At 67.6% G+C, this 16,246-nt stretch carries 12 protein-coding genes and 2 pseudogenes; 7 read left to right on the top strand and 7 right to left on the bottom strand.

Features of this window, described 5'->3' with window-relative positions; all coding sequences use genetic code 11:
• Positions 1-195: 195 nt before the first annotated feature.
• Positions 196-1,107, bottom strand: coding sequence for a hypothetical protein (locus OG978_RS03000; protein ID WP_326763671.1), 912 nt, complete (start codon positions 1,105-1,107; stop codon positions 196-198).
• A 272-nt stretch (positions 1,108-1,379) separates the two neighbouring features.
• Between OG978_RS03000 and OG978_RS02995 the strand changes: the two genes are divergently transcribed.
• Positions 1,380-1,649, top strand: coding sequence for a nuclear transport factor 2 family protein (locus OG978_RS02995; protein WP_326763670.1), 270 nt, complete (start codon positions 1,380-1,382; stop codon positions 1,647-1,649).
• A gap of 220 nt (positions 1,650-1,869) precedes the next feature.
• On the opposite strand, the gene OG978_RS02990 is transcribed toward OG978_RS02995, so the two are convergent.
• Positions 1,870-3,081 carry an IS4 family transposase gene (locus OG978_RS02990; RefSeq protein ID WP_326763669.1) on the bottom strand — a complete coding sequence of 404 codons (1,212 nt, stop codon included), beginning with the start codon at positions 3,079-3,081 and terminating at the stop codon, positions 1,870-1,872.
• 121 nt (positions 3,082-3,202) lie between these two features.
• Here OG978_RS02990 and OG978_RS02985 point away from each other — a divergent pair.
• Together OG978_RS02985 and OG978_RS02980 are read left to right on the top strand one after the other, a co-directional pair.
• Positions 3,203-4,208 (top strand): annotated as a pseudogene (locus tag OG978_RS02985) (IS5 family transposase).
• A 68-nt stretch (positions 4,209-4,276) separates the two neighbouring features.
• Positions 4,277-5,626 (top strand): IS630 family transposase, encoded by a 1,350-nt coding sequence (locus OG978_RS02980; RefSeq protein ID WP_326763668.1) that lies wholly within the window; start codon positions 4,277-4,279, stop codon positions 5,624-5,626.
• Between the two features lie 102 nt (positions 5,627-5,728).
• Here the strand turns inward: OG978_RS02980 and OG978_RS02975 are convergent, their stop codons facing one another.
• From OG978_RS02975 to OG978_RS02965, 3 genes and pseudogenes are all read right to left on the bottom strand, one after another.
• Positions 5,729-6,511, bottom strand: a complete 783-nt coding sequence (locus OG978_RS02975; protein WP_326763667.1) for a class I SAM-dependent methyltransferase — start codon at positions 6,509-6,511, stop codon at positions 5,729-5,731.
• 43 nt (positions 6,512-6,554) lie between these two features.
• Positions 6,555-6,743 (bottom strand): annotated as a pseudogene (locus OG978_RS02970) (integrase); the annotation flags it as partial.
• Between the two features lie 3 nt (positions 6,744-6,746).
• Positions 6,747-8,438 carry an ISAzo13 family transposase gene (locus OG978_RS02965; RefSeq protein WP_326763666.1) on the bottom strand — a complete coding sequence of 564 codons (1,692 nt, stop codon included), beginning with the start codon at positions 8,436-8,438 and terminating at the stop codon, positions 6,747-6,749.
• Positions 8,439-8,461: 23 nt separating this feature from the next.
• On the opposite strand from OG978_RS02965, the gene OG978_RS02960 reads away from it, so the two are divergent.
• The 4 genes from OG978_RS02960 (at position 8,462) to OG978_RS02945 (ending at position 14,435) form a co-directional block, all read left to right on the top strand.
• A complete protein-coding gene (locus OG978_RS02960; protein ID WP_326763665.1) occupies positions 8,462-8,815 on the top strand; it encodes a hypothetical protein in 354 nt (117 codons plus the stop codon).
• A gap of 151 nt (positions 8,816-8,966) precedes the next feature.
• Complete coding sequence (locus tag OG978_RS02955) at positions 8,967-10,457, top strand: Dyp-type peroxidase (RefSeq protein WP_326763664.1); 1,491 nt, start codon at positions 8,967-8,969, stop codon at positions 10,455-10,457.
• Positions 10,458-10,473: 16 nt separating this feature from the next.
• Positions 10,474-12,594 carry a flavin monoamine oxidase family protein gene (locus tag OG978_RS02950; RefSeq protein ID WP_326763663.1) on the top strand — a complete coding sequence of 707 codons (2,121 nt, stop codon included), beginning with the start codon at positions 10,474-10,476 and terminating at the stop codon, positions 12,592-12,594.
• A complete protein-coding gene (locus tag OG978_RS02945; RefSeq protein WP_326763662.1) occupies positions 12,591-14,435 on the top strand; it encodes an alpha-keto acid decarboxylase family protein in 1,845 nt (614 codons plus the stop codon). Before OG978_RS02950 ends, OG978_RS02945 begins: the two co-directional genes overlap by 4 nt.
• A gap of 118 nt (positions 14,436-14,553) precedes the next feature.
• Here the strand turns inward: OG978_RS02945 and OG978_RS02940 are convergent, their stop codons facing one another.
• Both OG978_RS02940 and OG978_RS02935 read right to left on the bottom strand, forming a co-directional pair.
• Entirely contained in the window at positions 14,554-14,739 is a 186-nt protein-coding gene (locus OG978_RS02940; RefSeq protein WP_143166479.1) for a hypothetical protein, read from the bottom strand.
• Positions 14,740-15,009: 270 nt separating this feature from the next.
• Positions 15,010-16,245: an IS110 family transposase gene (locus OG978_RS02935; RefSeq protein WP_326763311.1), complete on the bottom strand. Its 1,236-nt coding sequence runs from the start codon at positions 16,243-16,245 to the stop codon at positions 15,010-15,012.
• Between the last annotated feature and the right edge of the window lies 1 nt (position 16,246).

Here is a 16,246-nt window from a genome sequence, read left to right as displayed (position 1 = left end):
GGCCATCAGGCCCGGGCGGCCACAGTTCCTCGGTTGCCGTCGGCCTGGCCACCGCCACCGCGGCCGGCCCCCACACCCCCGCCCGGCAGGCCCCCGCCGGTCAGAAGCTGTATCCATACCGATCATCGAGCATGAGGATCGAACGGATTTCAGATCGGTGATCGGTTCGGTATGGATACAGTTTCCGGGAAATCATCACGCGTTTGCGGGCATCGCCAGCCACAGCAAAGGCGCCCTGCCTTTCGCATCCGGCTGCTCGGGGGGCCACAGGGCCCCTGGGGCGCGCCCCAGGGCCTGTGCCGCGTCCACGAAGTTGACCTGTGGCGAGGTCAGCCTGTCAGCTGCCCGTACCCAGAACCGGTTCTGGCCGGCCAGTAGCATCGCTGACCAATCCAGGTCACTGCCCGAGGACGTAGCAAGGACCGTGTCCGACGGGACAGCGCGCACAGTCTTGCGGGCCGCCTCAAGGATCGTGTCGCCCACCAGGTGGAGCGGCTGGGCATCCAGCCGCTCCAGGCCGGCAATCGGCTCCCTGTCGGGTGCGATGCGCAATGCGGCCCGCTGCTCCCGCTCGTCCCACTCCAGGTGCAAGAAGCCTCCCTCGGCCTGGACGGCCGGGTTCGGGGACAGAAAGACCACGTACAGGCCGGAGAGCGGCCATCGTCCGGGCAGGTCGACAGGCATTTCGTCGCCCCCTTCGCACTCTGCCTCGTGCGGCCAGGGGATGAGGTCGTCGTCCGGGTGGACCATGTGCCGCCCTGCGGCCCGCCACGCCCCGATCGACGCCAGCCGCGCGGCATCGACGGACCTCTGTGCTGTAGGGGAGGCGCCTTCGACGCCCGTCCCGTGACTGGTGTAGTGGTGCGCCAGTACCTCTTGAACCCGGGCCACCGGCAGCCAGCACCACGAGGGGACAGTGGCCCCGGCTGCCACGCGTTCCGTGTCCAGGCGCTCGAAGACCCCCGGATACCTCTGCTCTGCCTCCCGCTCCAGTTTTTCCAGCCGCGCCGCGGCGGCCCTGTACATTTCAGGAAGCCACCGCAGCGTCTCCGACGTCTCACCGTCACGGTGCTCGACGAAGCTCTCGGCATACATGGTCCGGTCCATCAGTGCTCTCCACAACGCAACATCGACAACGCAGCAGCTCCGGGCGGTAGGAGCTGCCACTCCGCCACTGTGCCCTATGTAACCGCCAGTGCAGGCACCCAGAGGCCGTATCGGGCCCGAGCCGAGGAAACCGCCAAGGTCGGCTGACCGCCAGCGGCTGTCCTCCCGGAACCGATGGCGGTGCGTTGCGGGAGACCAGGGCCACTGTCGGTGGTGCCATGCAGGATGTGGTTATGGAACCTTCAAACACCATTCAGATGCTTTAGGACCGCATGCAGGCCCGGGACTGGGCAGGCGTCGGCGAACTGCTGGCGGAAGATGTAGTTGTGGAATGGCCGGTCAGCGGTGAACGTATCCATGGCCGGGAGAACTTCGTACGTATCAACGCGGAATATCCGGAAGGGTGGTTGATCAAGATCCTTCGTGTCCTGTCGTCCGGGAACGAAGTCGTTTCCGAGGTCGAGTTCCTCACGGCACGATGGGCATCCACCGGGTGGCATCCTTCTGGACTGTCCGTAACGGCCTGTCACCAGCGGCCGTGAGTACTGGACGGAGCTAGGGCCAATACCGTTCAGTTAGTGGATTTGGATGGTGATGTGGGGGTTGTGTTTGGGTTGGGGCGAGTGTGTGTGGTGGGAGCGTTTCGCGGCCCATTTCAGGATCTTGCGTTTGACGACTCGTGGGTGTGTGCGCTTTCGGCGTGGTGGGTTGAGGTGTTGGGTGAGCCATCGGATGGCGTGATGCCAGATCGTGTCGGCCGTGTCAGTGCTCGGAGGGGGGAAATGCGCTCTGCGCGACTGAACGGCGAGCGATGCGGAGGGCTTTGACGAAGGAGACTCTGTCGGGGTCGTGGCCGGCGTGTGCGGCGGTGTCGGCCATCAGGGTGCGGATGGCGTAGTGGCAGCACAGGTGTCCCCAGATTTCTTGCTGGACGAGCTCGGGGGCTTTCGAGCGCAGTACCGCGCGGGGCCCGCGCTGGTGGGTTTTCAGTTCGTCGAAGGTGGTCTCGATTTCCCACCGTTGGACGTAGGCGGCTGCGAGGTCCTCGGCGCCGGCCTCGGCCGGGTCGAGGATCGTGGTCAGCAGACGGTATTCCTCGGGGTTGTCCCGGCCGTCATCGACCGTGTAGTCGATCACTCTGACCGTGAGTGGATCCGTCGTGGCCCGGTTCGGGCCCGACGTCGGGACGATCCTGGCCAGCCACGACCCGTCGGCCAGGGTTTCCAGATACCGGGGCCTCAGGTTCGTCTTCACTCGCCAGAGCAGATCCGCGCCCGTGGCTGCGGACTGCTGCCAGAGGCGGAACCCGTAAAAGCCCCGGTCGGCCAGGACCAGCTGGCCCGGCTCAAGTCGCCCGACGAGCTGCCGGGACAACTCGATCTCCGACACACTGCACGGGCCGGTGACAGCGTCGAAGACCGCATGAGTACCGCATTCCGCCAATGCCACCAGGCGGGCCTGCGGAAACGCGGACCGCTCCCCCCTGCTGGAAGCGGGCCGCCCGAAGAACTCCGCGTTGGCCGCCGTGTCCGCCACGTCCAGGCACGTCCCGTCGATCGCCACCAGGCGACGCCCGGCCAGCCACGACCCCGGCGTGTCCGGCCCCGCCAGCGGACGCGCGACACGGGCGAAGAGATCCCGCACTGGCTCGAACCCCAGACGAGCCCTGGCCTGGAAGATCGCCGACTTCGAGGGCGGCGGAAACGACTCCGACCACCCCGACGCCCACGACAGCCCGTCCGTGAGCTGCGCGAACACATCCTCGTAGGAACCATCCGAATACAACGCCATCCCCATCGAGAAGTACGCCATCACCCGGGCAGGCAACGACCGGTGACGCCGCTCAGTACGCCCCGCCTCCTCGATCACCGCGTCAACCACGTCCGCGGGAAACACCCGCGTCAGCAACCCCACAGACACCAAATCCGACAACCGGACATCAGAAGACGGCTTCACCCAACCAGAACGCGGCATGCACCCACGATAACCCAGCAGGGCTTAACTGAACGGTATTGGAGCTAGGGCATGTATCGAGTCGTGATCAATCTGAGGGATTCGCCCTCGCGGCGGGGCCTGGACCGGTAGATGTTCTTGCATGACGCGAGTGCAACTGACGGACAGGGATTGGGGGTTCATCGAGCTGTACCTGCCGATCGGCGAGTACGGCCCGTACCCCGAGCGGCTGCGGCAGCAGTTCGAGGGGGTGATCTGGCGGTTCAAGACGGGCGGGCAGTGGCGGGAGATGCCGCAGGAGTTCGGTGCCTGGTCGACCGTCCACAACCGCTTCCGGCAGTGGCGTGACGCCGGCGTCTTCGAGGCCCTGCTGGAGGGGCTGATCGCGGAGGCCGCGAAGCGGGGCGAGGTGGACCTGTCCCTGGTCAGCGTCGACTCCACCACCGCGCGGGCTCACCACGACGCCGCCGGGATGCATCTGGACCAGGACGTCGTCGCCGCGCTGGAGGAGGCCGCCGCCGAGGAGGAGAAGGCCAGGTCAAAGGAGGCGACCTCGAAGAACAAACCGGGCAGGACGCCGAAAACGATCCCGAGCGGGAAGAGCGACGACGCATCCGGCGTCGCCGAAAACTCCGACTGAAGGCCGCCCTCCTGGGACGCTCTCTAGAGGTGGGCAGACCGGCAAGGTCCACCTTGCCGCCGACCGCAAGTGCCGCCCGCCGGCGTTCGTTCTGACCGCGGGACAGGCCGCCGACAGCCCGCAGTTCATCCCCGTGCTGGGGAAGATACGAGTCCGCGGGCCCGTCGGCCGCCCCCGTACCCGGCCGGACGCGGTCGCCGGGGACAAGGCCTACTCGTCCCGCGGTATCCGGGCCCACCTGCGGAAACGTCACATCAAGGCAGTCATCCCGGAGAAGAAGGACCAAGCCGCCAATCGGAAGAAGAAGGGCAGCAGGGGCGGCCGGCCCGCCAGTCACGACGCGGACCTCTACAAAGAGCGGAACACCGTCGAACGCCAGATCAACAAGCTCAAGGCCTGGCGTGGCATCGCCACCCGATACGACAAGACCCCGGACAGCTACCTCGCCGGACTCCACCTGCGCGCCTCGATGATCTGGATCAAAGACCTCACCCCGACCATCCGGTGATCACGACTCGATACACGCCCTAGTGTGATGCGCCAGAAAAGCCGGTCTTAAGTCTGTAGGCTGTTTTTATGTCGCATCGAGGCCCTCGTGCTGTCGAAGTCGTGCTGTCCGCTGAGGAGCGTGCGGAGTTGCTGCGCTGGGCGGGTGGCGGGGTGCCGGCCCGTGTGGCGGAGCGGGCGCGGATCATCCTGGCCTGTGCGGACGGGGCGTCAAGTACCGCTGTGGCGGCGGGCTGTGGGGTGTCCGTGGAGACGGTGCGCAAGTGGCGTTCGCGGTTCGTGGCCCGGCGGCTGGCGGGCTTGGTGGATGAGCCGCGGCCGGGCCGGCGCAAGCCGGACCTGGTGCTCAGCGAAGCCGAGCGTGCGGAGCTGACGCGCTGGGCGCGGCGGGCGAAGACCGCGCAGTTCCTGGCACTGCGCGCGAAGATCGTGCTGCGGTGTGCGGAGGGCGGGACGAACAAGGAGGTCGCGGCCGAACTCGGCATCGCCCACGCGACGGTGAACCGCTGGCGCTCCAGGTTCATCACCCTGCGTCTGGACGGACTGACGGACGAGCCCCGCCCCGGCAGGCCGCCCTCGGTCCTGCTCGACCAGGTCGAGGACGTACTCGTGGCGACTCTGGAGTCCGTCCCGGGCAAGGACACGCACTGGTCGCGTGCCTCGATGGCGAAGCACAGCGGGCTGTCGGAGTCGACCGTCGGGCGGATCTGGAAGAAGTTCGGCCTCAAGCCCCACCTGCAGGACTCCTTCAAACTGTCCACCGACCCGCAGTTCGTCGCCAAGGTCGTCGACGTCGTCGGCCTCTACCACCAGCCGCCGGAGAAGGCGGTGGTTCTCTGCGTCGATGAAAAGAGCCAGATCCAGGCACTGGACCGCTCGCAGCCGGTACTGCCGATGATGCCGGGCATGCCCGAACGCCGGACCCACGACTACTACCGGCACGGGATCACCAGCCTGTTCGCCGCCTTCAACATCGCCGACGGCACCGTCATATCGGAACTGCACCGCCGCCACCGCGCCATCGAGTTCAAGAAGTTCCTGATCCGGATCGACAAGGCCGTGCCCACCGGACTCGACGTCCACCTGGTCTGTGACAATTACGCCACCCACAACACCGCCGAGATCAAGACGTGGCTGGGAAAACACCCCCGCTTCCACGTCCACTTCACCCCGACCGGCTCTTCCTGGATGAACCAGGTCGAGCGGTGGTTCGGCCTGCTGACCGACAAACTCATCCGCCGCGGCGTCCACACCTCCGTGACAGCCCTGGAGAAGGACATCACCGCCTGGATCGACACCTGGAACGAGAACCCGAAGCCGTTCACCTGGACCAAGACCGCCGACGAGATCCTCAAGTCCCTCGCCGACTACCTCACCAAAATCAGCCCACCCAGCACCGAAAACCAGCGGCAGACTTAAGATCACCTTTTCTGGCGCATCACACTAGTGCTGTGACCGGCAACGTTCACCGGTTTGCCATGGATGAACGGAGAGTTAGGCAGGGCGGAACCGATGTCTGGACTACTGCGCTGAGGGAGCGCGCTGTGCGGTGAGCACGGGCTGGTAGTACCCGCTGGAGGCCGGACTGTGCCAGGCGATTTTGGTGAAGCCGGCTTCAGTCACGAACTCTGTCAGCTGCGGCGGCGTCAGCGCCCAGTGGGTGGTCCGGCGGACTCGGACCTGCCAGGTGTTCTTTGCGGGGATGAGCTGGAAGTGCTCCAGGTCATAGCGTTCGCCGTCTTCGTGCCAGTGCCACAGCTGGAAGGTGATCGCTTGGCCTTCGCGTGTTTGCGAGACCTGGGGAGGTGTCGACGTGGGTCTGGTCTGGCGCGTCTCGTTATAGGACCGGACGGTGATCACCAGCAGTCCGTCGTCTCGGAGTACCCGTCTCATGCCGAGGAGTGCCGTCCGGAGATCTTGCCCGGAGAGTAGGTGCGTGAGCGAATTGTCCGCGCAGAGGACGACATCGAATGACGTCTCTTTAAAAGGCAGTTGGCGCATGTCGGCCGCAGCGGCCGGAAGCCGACTTCCCCGGGCCGCCGCCTCGGCGCCGGCGCGCGCGGCGGCGACCGGGCTCAGGTCGCTGCCGACGACCTGGTGCCCGGCCAGGGCCAGCCCGATGGCCTGGGTACCGATCCCACACGAGCAGTCCAGGACGGTGTGCGGTCCCGCGCCGAGAGATTGGCGGACGAGCCCGCCCAATACCTCGGCCTGGTAGGCCATGCTCGCGTCCCAGTCCCGGAACATCAGGTGGTAGTCGTGGGCCAAATCGTCGTAGAAATCCCGCACGGAGGGCTCGGACATGTATCCCACCGTAGTGCGTGGCCGCCGGGGAGTGCGGGCAGTTTTAGGCAGCGGCTGCCTGACTTCGGCCGCCCCAGCGGATGCCCTTCTCGCTGCGGATACGGGCGCGTTCGCGGCGTTGGGCGGCCAGCACGTCGGGGTGGCGGGCGTTCGCGTTGCGCCAGCGGAGGTAGGCATGGAGGGCTCGGGTCTGCGCGGTGTGGCTGCGGTGGTTGGAGTTAGGGCTCGTAAAGAATCAACACGTTGGTTTGGTCTCTGTCGTGAGGGTCGCGCCGTGTGCGGTGGCGTGGACGAGGAGTCCTGCCAGGGTGCTGAGGTGTGCTGCTGGGGGCTGGGGTGTGTGCGCGTGCTGGTCCATCAGTCGTCGGATCTCGCTGGTGGTGTGGCGGATGGTGTCCTTGCTGACGGCGAAGAGGTGGGCCAGCACGGTAGGCGGCAGAGCGAGGTTTTGTTGCAGCACGGTGGCCAGGACCCGGTCGGCCAGGTCGAGTTTGGCTTTGCGGCCGCCGCCCGGGGCCCGGCGCCGGGTGCCGCCGTCGCGTCGGGTGGCCGGGTCCTGTTTCTGCAGCGCCTGCCAGCCAGGGGTCAGGGTCTCGGTCAGCTCGGCCAGTGCGGTGCAGGTCATGCCGGTCAGCGCGGGATGTGACAGGGCACCGCGGTCGAAGACCGCCGCCGGCCCGGGCGTCGGCCTGGTGGGGTCTGCCGGGCTGGCGGGGTGGGGGTGCACGGTGTAGTTCCATTCGCCGTGGAAGGCATGTCCGGTGACCGGCGCCGCGTTCAGCTCGGTGTCGCTGACCTTCACACCGGTGGGATAGGTGCCGGTGTCGAGTTCGGCGTGGACGGTGAGACCGGTGCGGGTGGTGGTCGCGGCGATGGACTGCACGACGACCTCGTGGCTGTTCAGCGCTCTGCCGCGCCAGTTCATGGTGATCGCGGAGAACAGCCGATGCTCCACCTTGTTCCACTTCGATGTGCCCGGCGGCATGTGGCAGACCGTGACGGCCAGGCCGGTCCGGGCGGCGAACGCGGCCAACTCGGTCTTGAAGGCCCGGGTGCGGTAGCCGTTGGAGCCGCCGGCATCGGCAGTGATCAACAGACGTCTGGCCTGCGGGTAGTCGAGGCGTCCTTGCCCGTTCCACCAACGGCGGATCGATTCGACCGCGAAGGCTGCGGTGTCGTGATCCGTACCGACATTCACCCAGCCGGTGTCCGCCGCCAGATCGTAGATGCCATAAGGCAGGGCCTTGCCCAGTGCATCGCTGGGGAAGTCATGGACGTCAACCCGCACGGGTTCACCGGCCGGCCGCCATTGACGTCCCGCATTCTTGAAATCCCCGACGACTTCCTTCTTTTTCGTGTCCACACTGACCACCGGCTCGCCCTCCGCCTGATGGTCCTTGACCTGGTCGTTGATGTACCGGAACTGCGCGTCCCGGTCGGGGTGCTGAGCGCCCTCAAGGGTCTTGGCATTGGCCTGCAGACTGAAACCGTTCTCCCGCAGCAGCCTGCCCACGGTCGGCGCCGACGCGGTATGGCCCTGCCGCGTCAGCTCCCCGGCCAGAGACCGCAGCGACTTGGTCGTCCACCGCAGCGGCGACATCGGATCCCCCCGCTCATCCGGCTCGACCAGCGCCAGCAACGCCGGAACGAGCAGCCGGTCAAGCTTCTCGGCGCTCTTGCGACCGCCGCCGTCCCGGCGGACCCGGCCATCGGGCAGTGGGTCCTCACCGCCCTCCAACTCGAAGACACCCTTCCGCACCGTCGTCTCGCTCACCCCTGCGGCACGCGCGACGGCCCGGACCCCACCGTGCCCCAGCAGCCGGGCCTCGGCGGCCAGCGCCAGCCGCTGCTGCCGCTCATTCAGATGAGGGAACAACACTCCGAATCTCAGGGCAAGTTGGTCACGAACCTCACTCGGTATGCGCATACCACACCAACGACAGGGAGACCGTGAAGCAACGTGTTGATTCTTTACGAGCCCTAACCACCCGGCCTTGGGTCAAGGCCCATCTGCCCGGCTTTCCGGATGGTGGTGCCGGCCGCCCTGCGGGCCCGGCTGCGCGGCCCGCCCCCTCCGGCGCGTACCGGCTCGGCCGCTGGGGGCTGCCGGTGAACCTCGGCGCCTTGGCGTACGGCCTGGCGGCCATAGTCAACATCTGCTGGGGCATACCCCGGACGCCGCCTGGTGCGACGACTACCTGGTGCCACTCACTGCGCTGGTGGTCCTCGCGGGTCGGCGGTCTCTCCTTCGCGCTCGCCCGTCCGCGCCTGCGCGGGGACGCTCCGTCCGGCGACGCCATGTGACCCGTCGAGGGGCCGGCCTCCGTTTGACAGGGCTCACGGCAACGGTTTACCTACTGTGAGTAGCTAAATAATCACTCTTTGTGATTTATGGTGATTGTGTCACCCCTTACGAATCCGTCGCCGCCCTCCACCCCACGCGAGGAGCCCCACCGTGACCACGACCCCCACCCGTCCCACCGCCGTTCCGTCCATCGAGCAGCTGCCCCAGCCGGAGCTGCGCGGGTCCACCGATATCCAGGGCAACATCCTGGCCGCGTTCAACAAGGACTTCATGGACTTCCGCTACCTGCGCTTCCCGGACGCCGCCAAGGGCCGCGGCTGGCTCTCCGCGATCCTCAACACCGTCGCCACAACCAACGAGACGGAGGACTTCAACGAGCAGTACTCGCTGGCCCGCCGGGCCTTCGGCCGCGACCCGTCGATCACCACCGTCCGCTGCGGGGTCTCCCTCACCTTCGAGGGCCTCATGATGATCGCCAACAAGCCCGATCAGATCAAGAAGGACCTCAGCGCCTTCACGTCGTTCTGCGCGGGCGCGGCCGCACGGGCCAAGGATCTCGGGGACACCGGCGAGAGCGACCCGAGGACCTGGTTGTTCGGGGCCAGCAGCGGCGACAAGGTCGTGCACGCGGTCCTCATCGTCGCCGCGGACACCGAGGCGCTGCTGAAGGAGAAGCTGAAGAACCTCGACACGGTCGAGCAGACCCACCAGATCACGCGCGTCCATGTGGACGAGGGCCGCACCCTGAAGGGCGATCTGAAGGGTCACGAGCACTTCGGCTACAAGGACGGCATCTCCCAGCCCGGCGTCAAGGACTTCCACCGCGAGGATGCCGGCCGCAAGGGCTTCCGCGACAACCACGCCGGGACCGAGCTGATCGAACCCGGCGAGTTCGTCTTCGGTTACAAGAGCGAACAGGGCGACCGGAAGGCGCCGGCGTGGATGAAGAACGGCTCCCTCCAGGTGGTGCGCCGCCTTCGCCAGGATGTCGCCGGCTGGAACAAGGCCGTGGTGGACGGCGTCAAGAACTTCACCGGGAACATGGACGCCAACCGGCTCGGTGCTTGTCTGGTCGGCCGGGCCAAGGACGGCACACCGCTCGCCCCGCCGTGCAGCGCCGTGACCGGCCTCGGCTCGGACCGGAACGACTTCGACTACGCGAACGACCCCATCGGCCGGCACACCCCCTGGGCCGCGCATATCCGCCGCACCCATCCGCGCGTCTTCGCCGGAATCGTCGACAAAAAGCCGATGAGCCACCGCCTGATGCGCCGCGGCATTCCGTACGGCCCTGAGTTCAAAGGCGGCCCGGACGACGGCAAGGACCGCGGGCTGATGTTCGTCTGCTACGGCACCTCGCTGGAAGAGCAGTTCGAACTGGTCCAGCGGCACTGGTCCAACGACGACACGTTCACCCCCGGGGAAAGCCGGTCCGACCAGGTGGTCGCCAACGGCTTCGACAAGGTCACCGGCCTCGCAGGCAAGGCCTCGGTCGAACTCGCGGACGGCACCCTCGGCACGATCGACATGAAGCGCTTCGTCCGCACCACGGGCGCGCTCTACGCCTTCACCCCCTCGATCAGCACGCTGCGGCTGCTCGCCGAGGGCGAGGACCTCCCCAACAAGCCGGCCGGCTCCTGAGCGGCGAGGAGAAGCCATGAACGAGAACCCCACCATCGAGGGCACGGTCAACGACCGCGCCCGCCGGCGGACCTGCCAGCAGCTGGCCCGCGAGCTGCTGCTGGTCGGTCCGGACGACAAGGACCTGAAGCTGCGCTACCTCGACGTCCTGATCAAGGAGGGCATCCCGGAGACCGACGAGCCCAAGGACGTGCTGATCGTCGGCGCCGGGATCGCCGGTCTGGTTGTCGGGAAGCTGCTCAAGGACGCCGGGCACAACGTCACCATCCTGGAGGCCAATGCCAACCGGGTCGGCGGGCGGATCAAGACCTTCCGCTCGACCGACGACGAGCAGGACGGCCCGTTCTGCGACCCGGAGCAGTACGGGGAGGCCGGGGCGATGCGCCTGCCCAGCTTCCACCCTCTCACCCTGGCCCTGGTCGACAGCCTAGGCCTGAAACGGCAGCTGTTCTACAACGTCGACGTCGATCCCGACACCGGCAACCAGAACACGCCCGTCCCGCCGGTGGTCTACGAGTCCTTCGAGGACGGCAAGGTCTGGAAGTACGGCGAGGACAGCCCGGACTTCCGCGAGCCGGTCAAGCGCTTCAACAGCTGGATCCGCACCAACCGGATCCAGGCCCGCCGCAGCGAGTACGCCGCCGACCCCAGCAGCGTCAACGAGGACTTTCACCTCACCGGCGACGAGGTGCGGATCACCGCCGCCGAGATGGTCAACCAGGCGCTGGAGCCGGTCCGCGACTACTACTCGTACATCGAGAACGGCAAGCGGGTGCGCAAGCCGTTCGCCGACTGGCTGGACGGCTGGGCCCGGGTGATCCGCGACTTCGACGGCTACTCGATGGGCCGTTTCCTGCGCGAGTACGCGGGCTTCAGCGATGAGGCCATCGAGGCGATCGGCACGATCGAGAACATGACCTCGCGACTGCACCTGTCCTTTTTCCACACCTTCCTGGGCCGCAGCGACATCAACCCGGACGCCACCTACTGGGAGATCGAGGGCGGCAGCTGGCAGCTGCCCTACGCCCTCGCCATGGAGCTCCAGGAGGAGCTCGAAATGGGCGAGCGGATGATCCGGATGGAGTACTGGGACCCGCGCCGCGACGGCGAGGCCGGCGAGGACGTCGGACCGAACGGACCGCAGGTCGCCGTTCACACCGTGCCCGAGGACGACCCAGAGGCCGAACCGACGGTCTGGAAGGGTGACTTCGCGATCGTCACCGTCCCGTTCTCCGCGCTGCGGTTCGTCCAGGTCTCGCCCCCGTACTCGTACAAGAAGCGCCGGGCGATCATCGAGACGCACTACGACCAGGCCACCAAGGTGCTGCTGGAGTTCTCCCGCCGGTGGTGGGAGTTCACCGAGGCGGACTGGAAGGACGAGCTCGACTCCATCGAACCCGGCCTGTACGAGTACTACCAGCGGGTCGGCGAGGAGGACGCCGAGGCGGCCGCGACGGTTGCTTCGGCCGCGCACAACGGGCACCGGCCGCCGCTCAATCCACCGAGGGTGCTGCTCGGCGCCCACCGGAGCGTGGACTCCAGCCGGATCAGCCAGGAGCAGTTCGAGGTCTTCCGGCACACCCCGCTGCGCCGGGCGAGCGTGCGCCCCGCCACCAACTGCTTCGGCGGCGGTTCGACCACCGACAACCCGAACCGCTTCATGTACTACCCCTCGCACCCGGTGCCCGACAGCGACGGCGGCGGCGTGGTGCTGGCCAGCTACAGCTGGTCGGACGACGCGGTGCGCTGGGACTCGATGGCCGACGCCGAGCGGTACGTGTACGCGCTGCGCAACCTCCAGTCGGTGCACGGCCGGCGGATCGAGGTGTTCTACACCGGCTACGGCCAGACCCAGAGCTGGCTGCGCGACCCGTACGCTTTCGGCGAGGCGGCGGTGTACACCCCGCACCAGATGACCAGCTTCCACCTCGACGTGGTCAAGCCGGAGGGCCCGGTGCACTTCGCCGGCGAGCACGTCTCGCTCAAGCACGCCTGGATCGAGGGCGCTGTGGAGACCGCTGTCCGCGCGGCGATCGCCGTGCACGAGGCACCCGCGCCACCGCCCCGCGCCAAACCGGAGATCCGGCCCGAGGCGCGGACCGGCCGCGCACGCAGAGCGGAGGTACTGAGCAGATGAACAGCAACGACGAATGGACGGTGGGCCGTTACCTGGCCACCAGACTGGAGCAGTTGGGCATCCGGTACCTGTTCGGGGTGCCGGGCGACCACCTCGGCCCCTTCCTGACGATCATGCACGCCACCACCGGGGTGCGCTGGGTCGGCACCCCGACCGAGATCGGTGGCGGCTACGCCGCCGACGCCTACGCCCGGGTGCGAGCCGCCGACGCCGACCTCGCCAAGGGCGAGCAGGGCGTCGCTGCCGTCGCGGTCACCTATGGTGTGGGCGCTTTCAGCCTGCTCAACCCGATCGGCGGCGCGTACGTCGAATACGTGCCGGTGATCGCGATCAACGCGGCGCCGTCGTACGAGCAGTGGCTCAACTACCAGGCGGTTGGTCTGCTCACCTCGCACATGAGCCAGCGCCGGGAGAGCAATCTGGAGGTCTACCGGCAGGTCACGGTGGACGCGCAGGTGATCTCCAACCCCGGGCTCGCGCCCTCGCAGATCGACAGCGCGATCACCGCCGGCCTGACCGAGCGCAGGCCGGTCTACCTGGAGGTGATGGACGACCTCTGGAATGCCCCGTGCGCCGCACCGCAGGGCGAACTCCGTCGCCAGGAACGACCGTTCACCAAGAAGCACGAGGAAATGCTCGCCAAGGCGGTGGAGGCCTCGGTGAAGCTGGTCGAACGGCTCGGCACGCCGGTGCTGTGGGCGGGCGAGGAGATCGAGCGCAATCGGCTGGAGCGGGAACTGGTCTCGCTGGTGCAGCTGACCGGCATCCCGTTCTGCACCACCGTAGGCGCGAAGTCCGTGGTCTCCGAGAACACCCCGGGCTTCACGGGCGTCTACAACGGCAAGGCGAGCCTGCCGGAGGTGCGCAAGGCATTCATGGCCGCCGGGTGCCGGATCGGCCTGGGCACCTGGTCGACGTCGAAGAATCTCGGTGGCGAGAAGTCGATCGGCGACGACTGGATCGTGGCCGCCCGCGAGGGCGTCAGCGTCGGCGCGCAGTACTTCCCGGACGTCCAGCTGGCGCGGTTCGTCCCGGCGCTGCGGGACGCGCTGGGTGTCGCTTTCGGCAAGCGGGCGTTCGAGACCGACCTCTTCGCGCTGGCACATGCCAAGGACCGGCAGGTCCCGACGAGCACGATCGCCTTCCTGACCGGCCTGAGCGGCACGGACTACCCCGAGGAGCTCACGTACGACGGGTTCTTCCAGCACATGAACGCCTTTCTGCTGAGCCAGTCGCAGGGCGACGGCCCGGAGGCCACCTCGCCGTTCACGGTGGTCTCGGACGCAGCGTTCGCACTGCTGGGCTCGATGAATCTGCGGATGGCGGAGCGGGCGAGCTTCGTGGCGCAGAACAGTTGGCTGTCCATCGGCTACTCGGTCGGCGCGGCCACCGGGGTGGCGCTGGGCCGCCAGCAGCCGCTCAAGCGGCCGCTGGTGTTCGTCGGGGACGGCTCGTTCCAGGAGATCTGCCAGGAGCTGTCCACGCATGTGCGCCACCACCTGCGGCCGGTGGTCTTCGTCCTGGACAACGAGGGCTTCTACGGCATCGAGCAAATGCTGGTCAGCCCCTGCTACTACAAGGAGAAGCCGTCCGACGGGGCCGACTTCTACAACGTGCTGCACTCGTGGCAGTACGAGAAGCTCGCGGAGGTCTTCGGCTCGGAGAAGGACCGGATGCACGGGCGGGAGCTCACCACCCACACCCAGCTGGAGTCACTGCTGCTCGACATCGCCGATCCGGGCAATGACATCAACCGCGCCCCGATCCTGGCCCGGGTCCGGCTCAGCCGGCACGACTACCCGCGGGCACTCCAGTACAAGATCGATGAGAAGTGCAAGTAGCCGCCGTACGGCCCCCGGCCCCCGTCCGAGGGCCGGGGGCAGTCTTCTGGCCGGGTGTGAGCCCGAGCTTGTGGGTGTGGGCGATTGCGGTGAAGCCGGTGACGATCACGGGGTCGTGTCAGTCGTTGTCCAGGTCGCCGAAGCCAAGGTCCGTGAGGGCTCCGATGAGCAGGAGGGTGGCTCTGCGGGTGTTTCTGTTGCGCACGTGATGCTCGACGACGTCGTCTTCCGCAAGGTCACCTTCTGCGCATTCATCGCCGGGCAGGTCGCAGTGGATGACGCGTGCACGTCCGCGTTCGGTCATCACCTCCGTCAACTCCCGTGCTTCCTGCACGGGTAGGGACCAGGATCTACTGGAACTCCAGTCTCGGAGACAGGGGGGTGCCCCTATCTGTTTCGTCAACCCTGTCAGGGTCGGTTCGTGGGAGTTGGTGCTGGTTTTTGGGAACGTCCCGCGAAGCGGGACGTTCCCGGCGGATCGGGTGCCTGATGGGCAGCCCGGTGGCCGGCACGGCGGGGGTGGCCGTGCCGGTGCGCGCGTGATGGGGTCAGGAAGGGAGGGGCGGTGGTGCTGTCAGGCCGCGAGGCCGATGTCGCCGGGGGTTCGTGGTTCGTAGAGGGCCCCGGTGCGGATCATTGCGTGGATGACGTTCACACGTTGGCGGGCCAGGCGGAGGATCGCTTGGGTGTGGGTCTTGCCGCGTGCGCGTTGACGGTCGTAGTAGGTGCGGGAGGAGCGGTCGGATTTGCAGCCGATCGCGGCGAACGCGGCCTGGAAGAGGGCGCGTTTGAGGAGTCGGTTGCCGCGGTGGGGTGCGTGCTCGCCACGGATGGAGGTGCCCGAGGACTTGGTGGCGGGGGCGAGTCCGGCGTAGGAGGCGAGGTGTCCTGCGGTGGGGAAGGTGGTGCCGTCGCCGATGGCGACGATCACGGCGGCGGTGGTCCTGACGCCCATGCCGGGCATGGAGGTCAGGAGGTGGAAAAGAGGGAGGGCCTCCAGCAGGGCGGCGATCTCCTGCTCGGCCTGGCGGCGCTGGGTGTGGGCGGCGGCGAGCTGGGCGGCAAGTCCGGGCACGATCAGCGCGCTGGCCTCGGTGCCGGGCACGATGACGGTCTGCTCGGCAAGCGCGTCGAAGATCTCCGCGGTGAGGTGGTGGGCCTTGCGCGAGCCGTGCGCCTTGAGCAGGGCCTCGCAGCGGGCGTGGCCCAGTTTCTTCAGCCTGGCCGGGGAGCCGTGCCGTTCAAGGAGGGCCAGGATGTAGGGGTAGCCCAGCCGGGGGCCGACCACCCGCTCCAGGGTGGGATGGATCTGGGAGAGCAGGCCGCGCAGCCGGTTGGAGGTGCGGTTGACCTCGCCGGCCAGGTCGTTGTCGTAGCCGGTGAGCATGGTCAGCTCGGCCAGCTTCTCGTCGTCGCGGTCCACCGCGCGCAGGGTGTGCGGCATGGTCCGGGCGGTGTCGGCGATGACGAAGGCGTCGCGGGCGTCGGTCTTGGCTTCGCCCGGGTAGAGGTCGGCGGCCCGGCGCATCGAGAGTCCCGGCAGGTAAGCGACCCGGCAGCCGGTCGCGCGGGCCACGGTCAGTGGCAGCGCGCCGATGTTGGCGACCTGGTCCACGATCACCAGGACGGTGCCGAACTTGGCCCTGAGCTTGTCGAACAACTCCCGCAGGCGGGCCTCGGTGTTGGGCAGCTTCTTGTCGTGGACGGTCTTGCCCTGCCCGGTCAGGCCGCGGGCGTGGTGGAACTCCTTGCCCAGGTCCAGGCCGAGGAACAGACCTATGCCGGAGATATCGATGACGGTGTCGGCCATG

The organism is Streptomyces sp. NBC_01591, from assembly GCF_035918155.1.
GTDB lineage: Bacteria > Actinomycetota > Actinomycetes > Streptomycetales > Streptomycetaceae > Streptomyces.
Note: the sequence above shows the minus strand (reverse complement) of the source record. Positions and strands in the feature narration are given on the sequence as shown.

What these genes read in the sequence shown, in the direction of transcription:
- OG978_RS03000 (WP_326763671.1), bottom strand. Translation starts at nt 1,107, where the DNA reads ATGGACCGGACCATGTATGCCGAGAGCTTCGTCGAGCACCGTGACGGT.
- OG978_RS02995 (WP_326763670.1), top strand. Translation starts at nt 1,380, where the DNA reads ATGCAGGCCCGGGACTGGGCAGGCGTCGGCGAACTGCTGGCGGAAGAT.
- OG978_RS02990 (WP_326763669.1), bottom strand. Translation starts at nt 3,081, where the DNA reads ATGCCGCGTTCTGGTTGGGTGAAGCCGTCTTCTGATGTCCGGTTGTCG.
- OG978_RS02980 (WP_326763668.1), top strand. Translation starts at nt 4,277, where the DNA reads ATGTCGCATCGAGGCCCTCGTGCTGTCGAAGTCGTGCTGTCCGCTGAG.
- OG978_RS02975 (WP_326763667.1), bottom strand. Translation starts at nt 6,511, where the DNA reads ATGTCCGAGCCCTCCGTGCGGGATTTCTACGACGATTTGGCCCACGAC.
- OG978_RS02965 (WP_326763666.1), bottom strand. Translation starts at nt 8,438, where the DNA reads ATGCGCATACCGAGTGAGGTTCGTGACCAACTTGCCCTGAGATTCGGA.
- OG978_RS02950 (WP_326763663.1), top strand. Translation starts at nt 10,474, where the DNA reads ATGAACGAGAACCCCACCATCGAGGGCACGGTCAACGACCGCGCCCGC.
- OG978_RS02945 (WP_326763662.1), top strand. Translation starts at nt 12,591, where the DNA reads ATGAACAGCAACGACGAATGGACGGTGGGCCGTTACCTGGCCACCAGA.
- OG978_RS02940 (WP_143166479.1), bottom strand. Translation starts at nt 14,739, where the DNA reads ATGACCGAACGCGGACGTGCACGCGTCATCCACTGCGACCTGCCCGGC.
- OG978_RS02935 (WP_326763311.1), bottom strand. Translation starts at nt 16,245, where the DNA reads ATGGCCGACACCGTCATCGATATCTCCGGCATAGGTCTGTTCCTCGGC.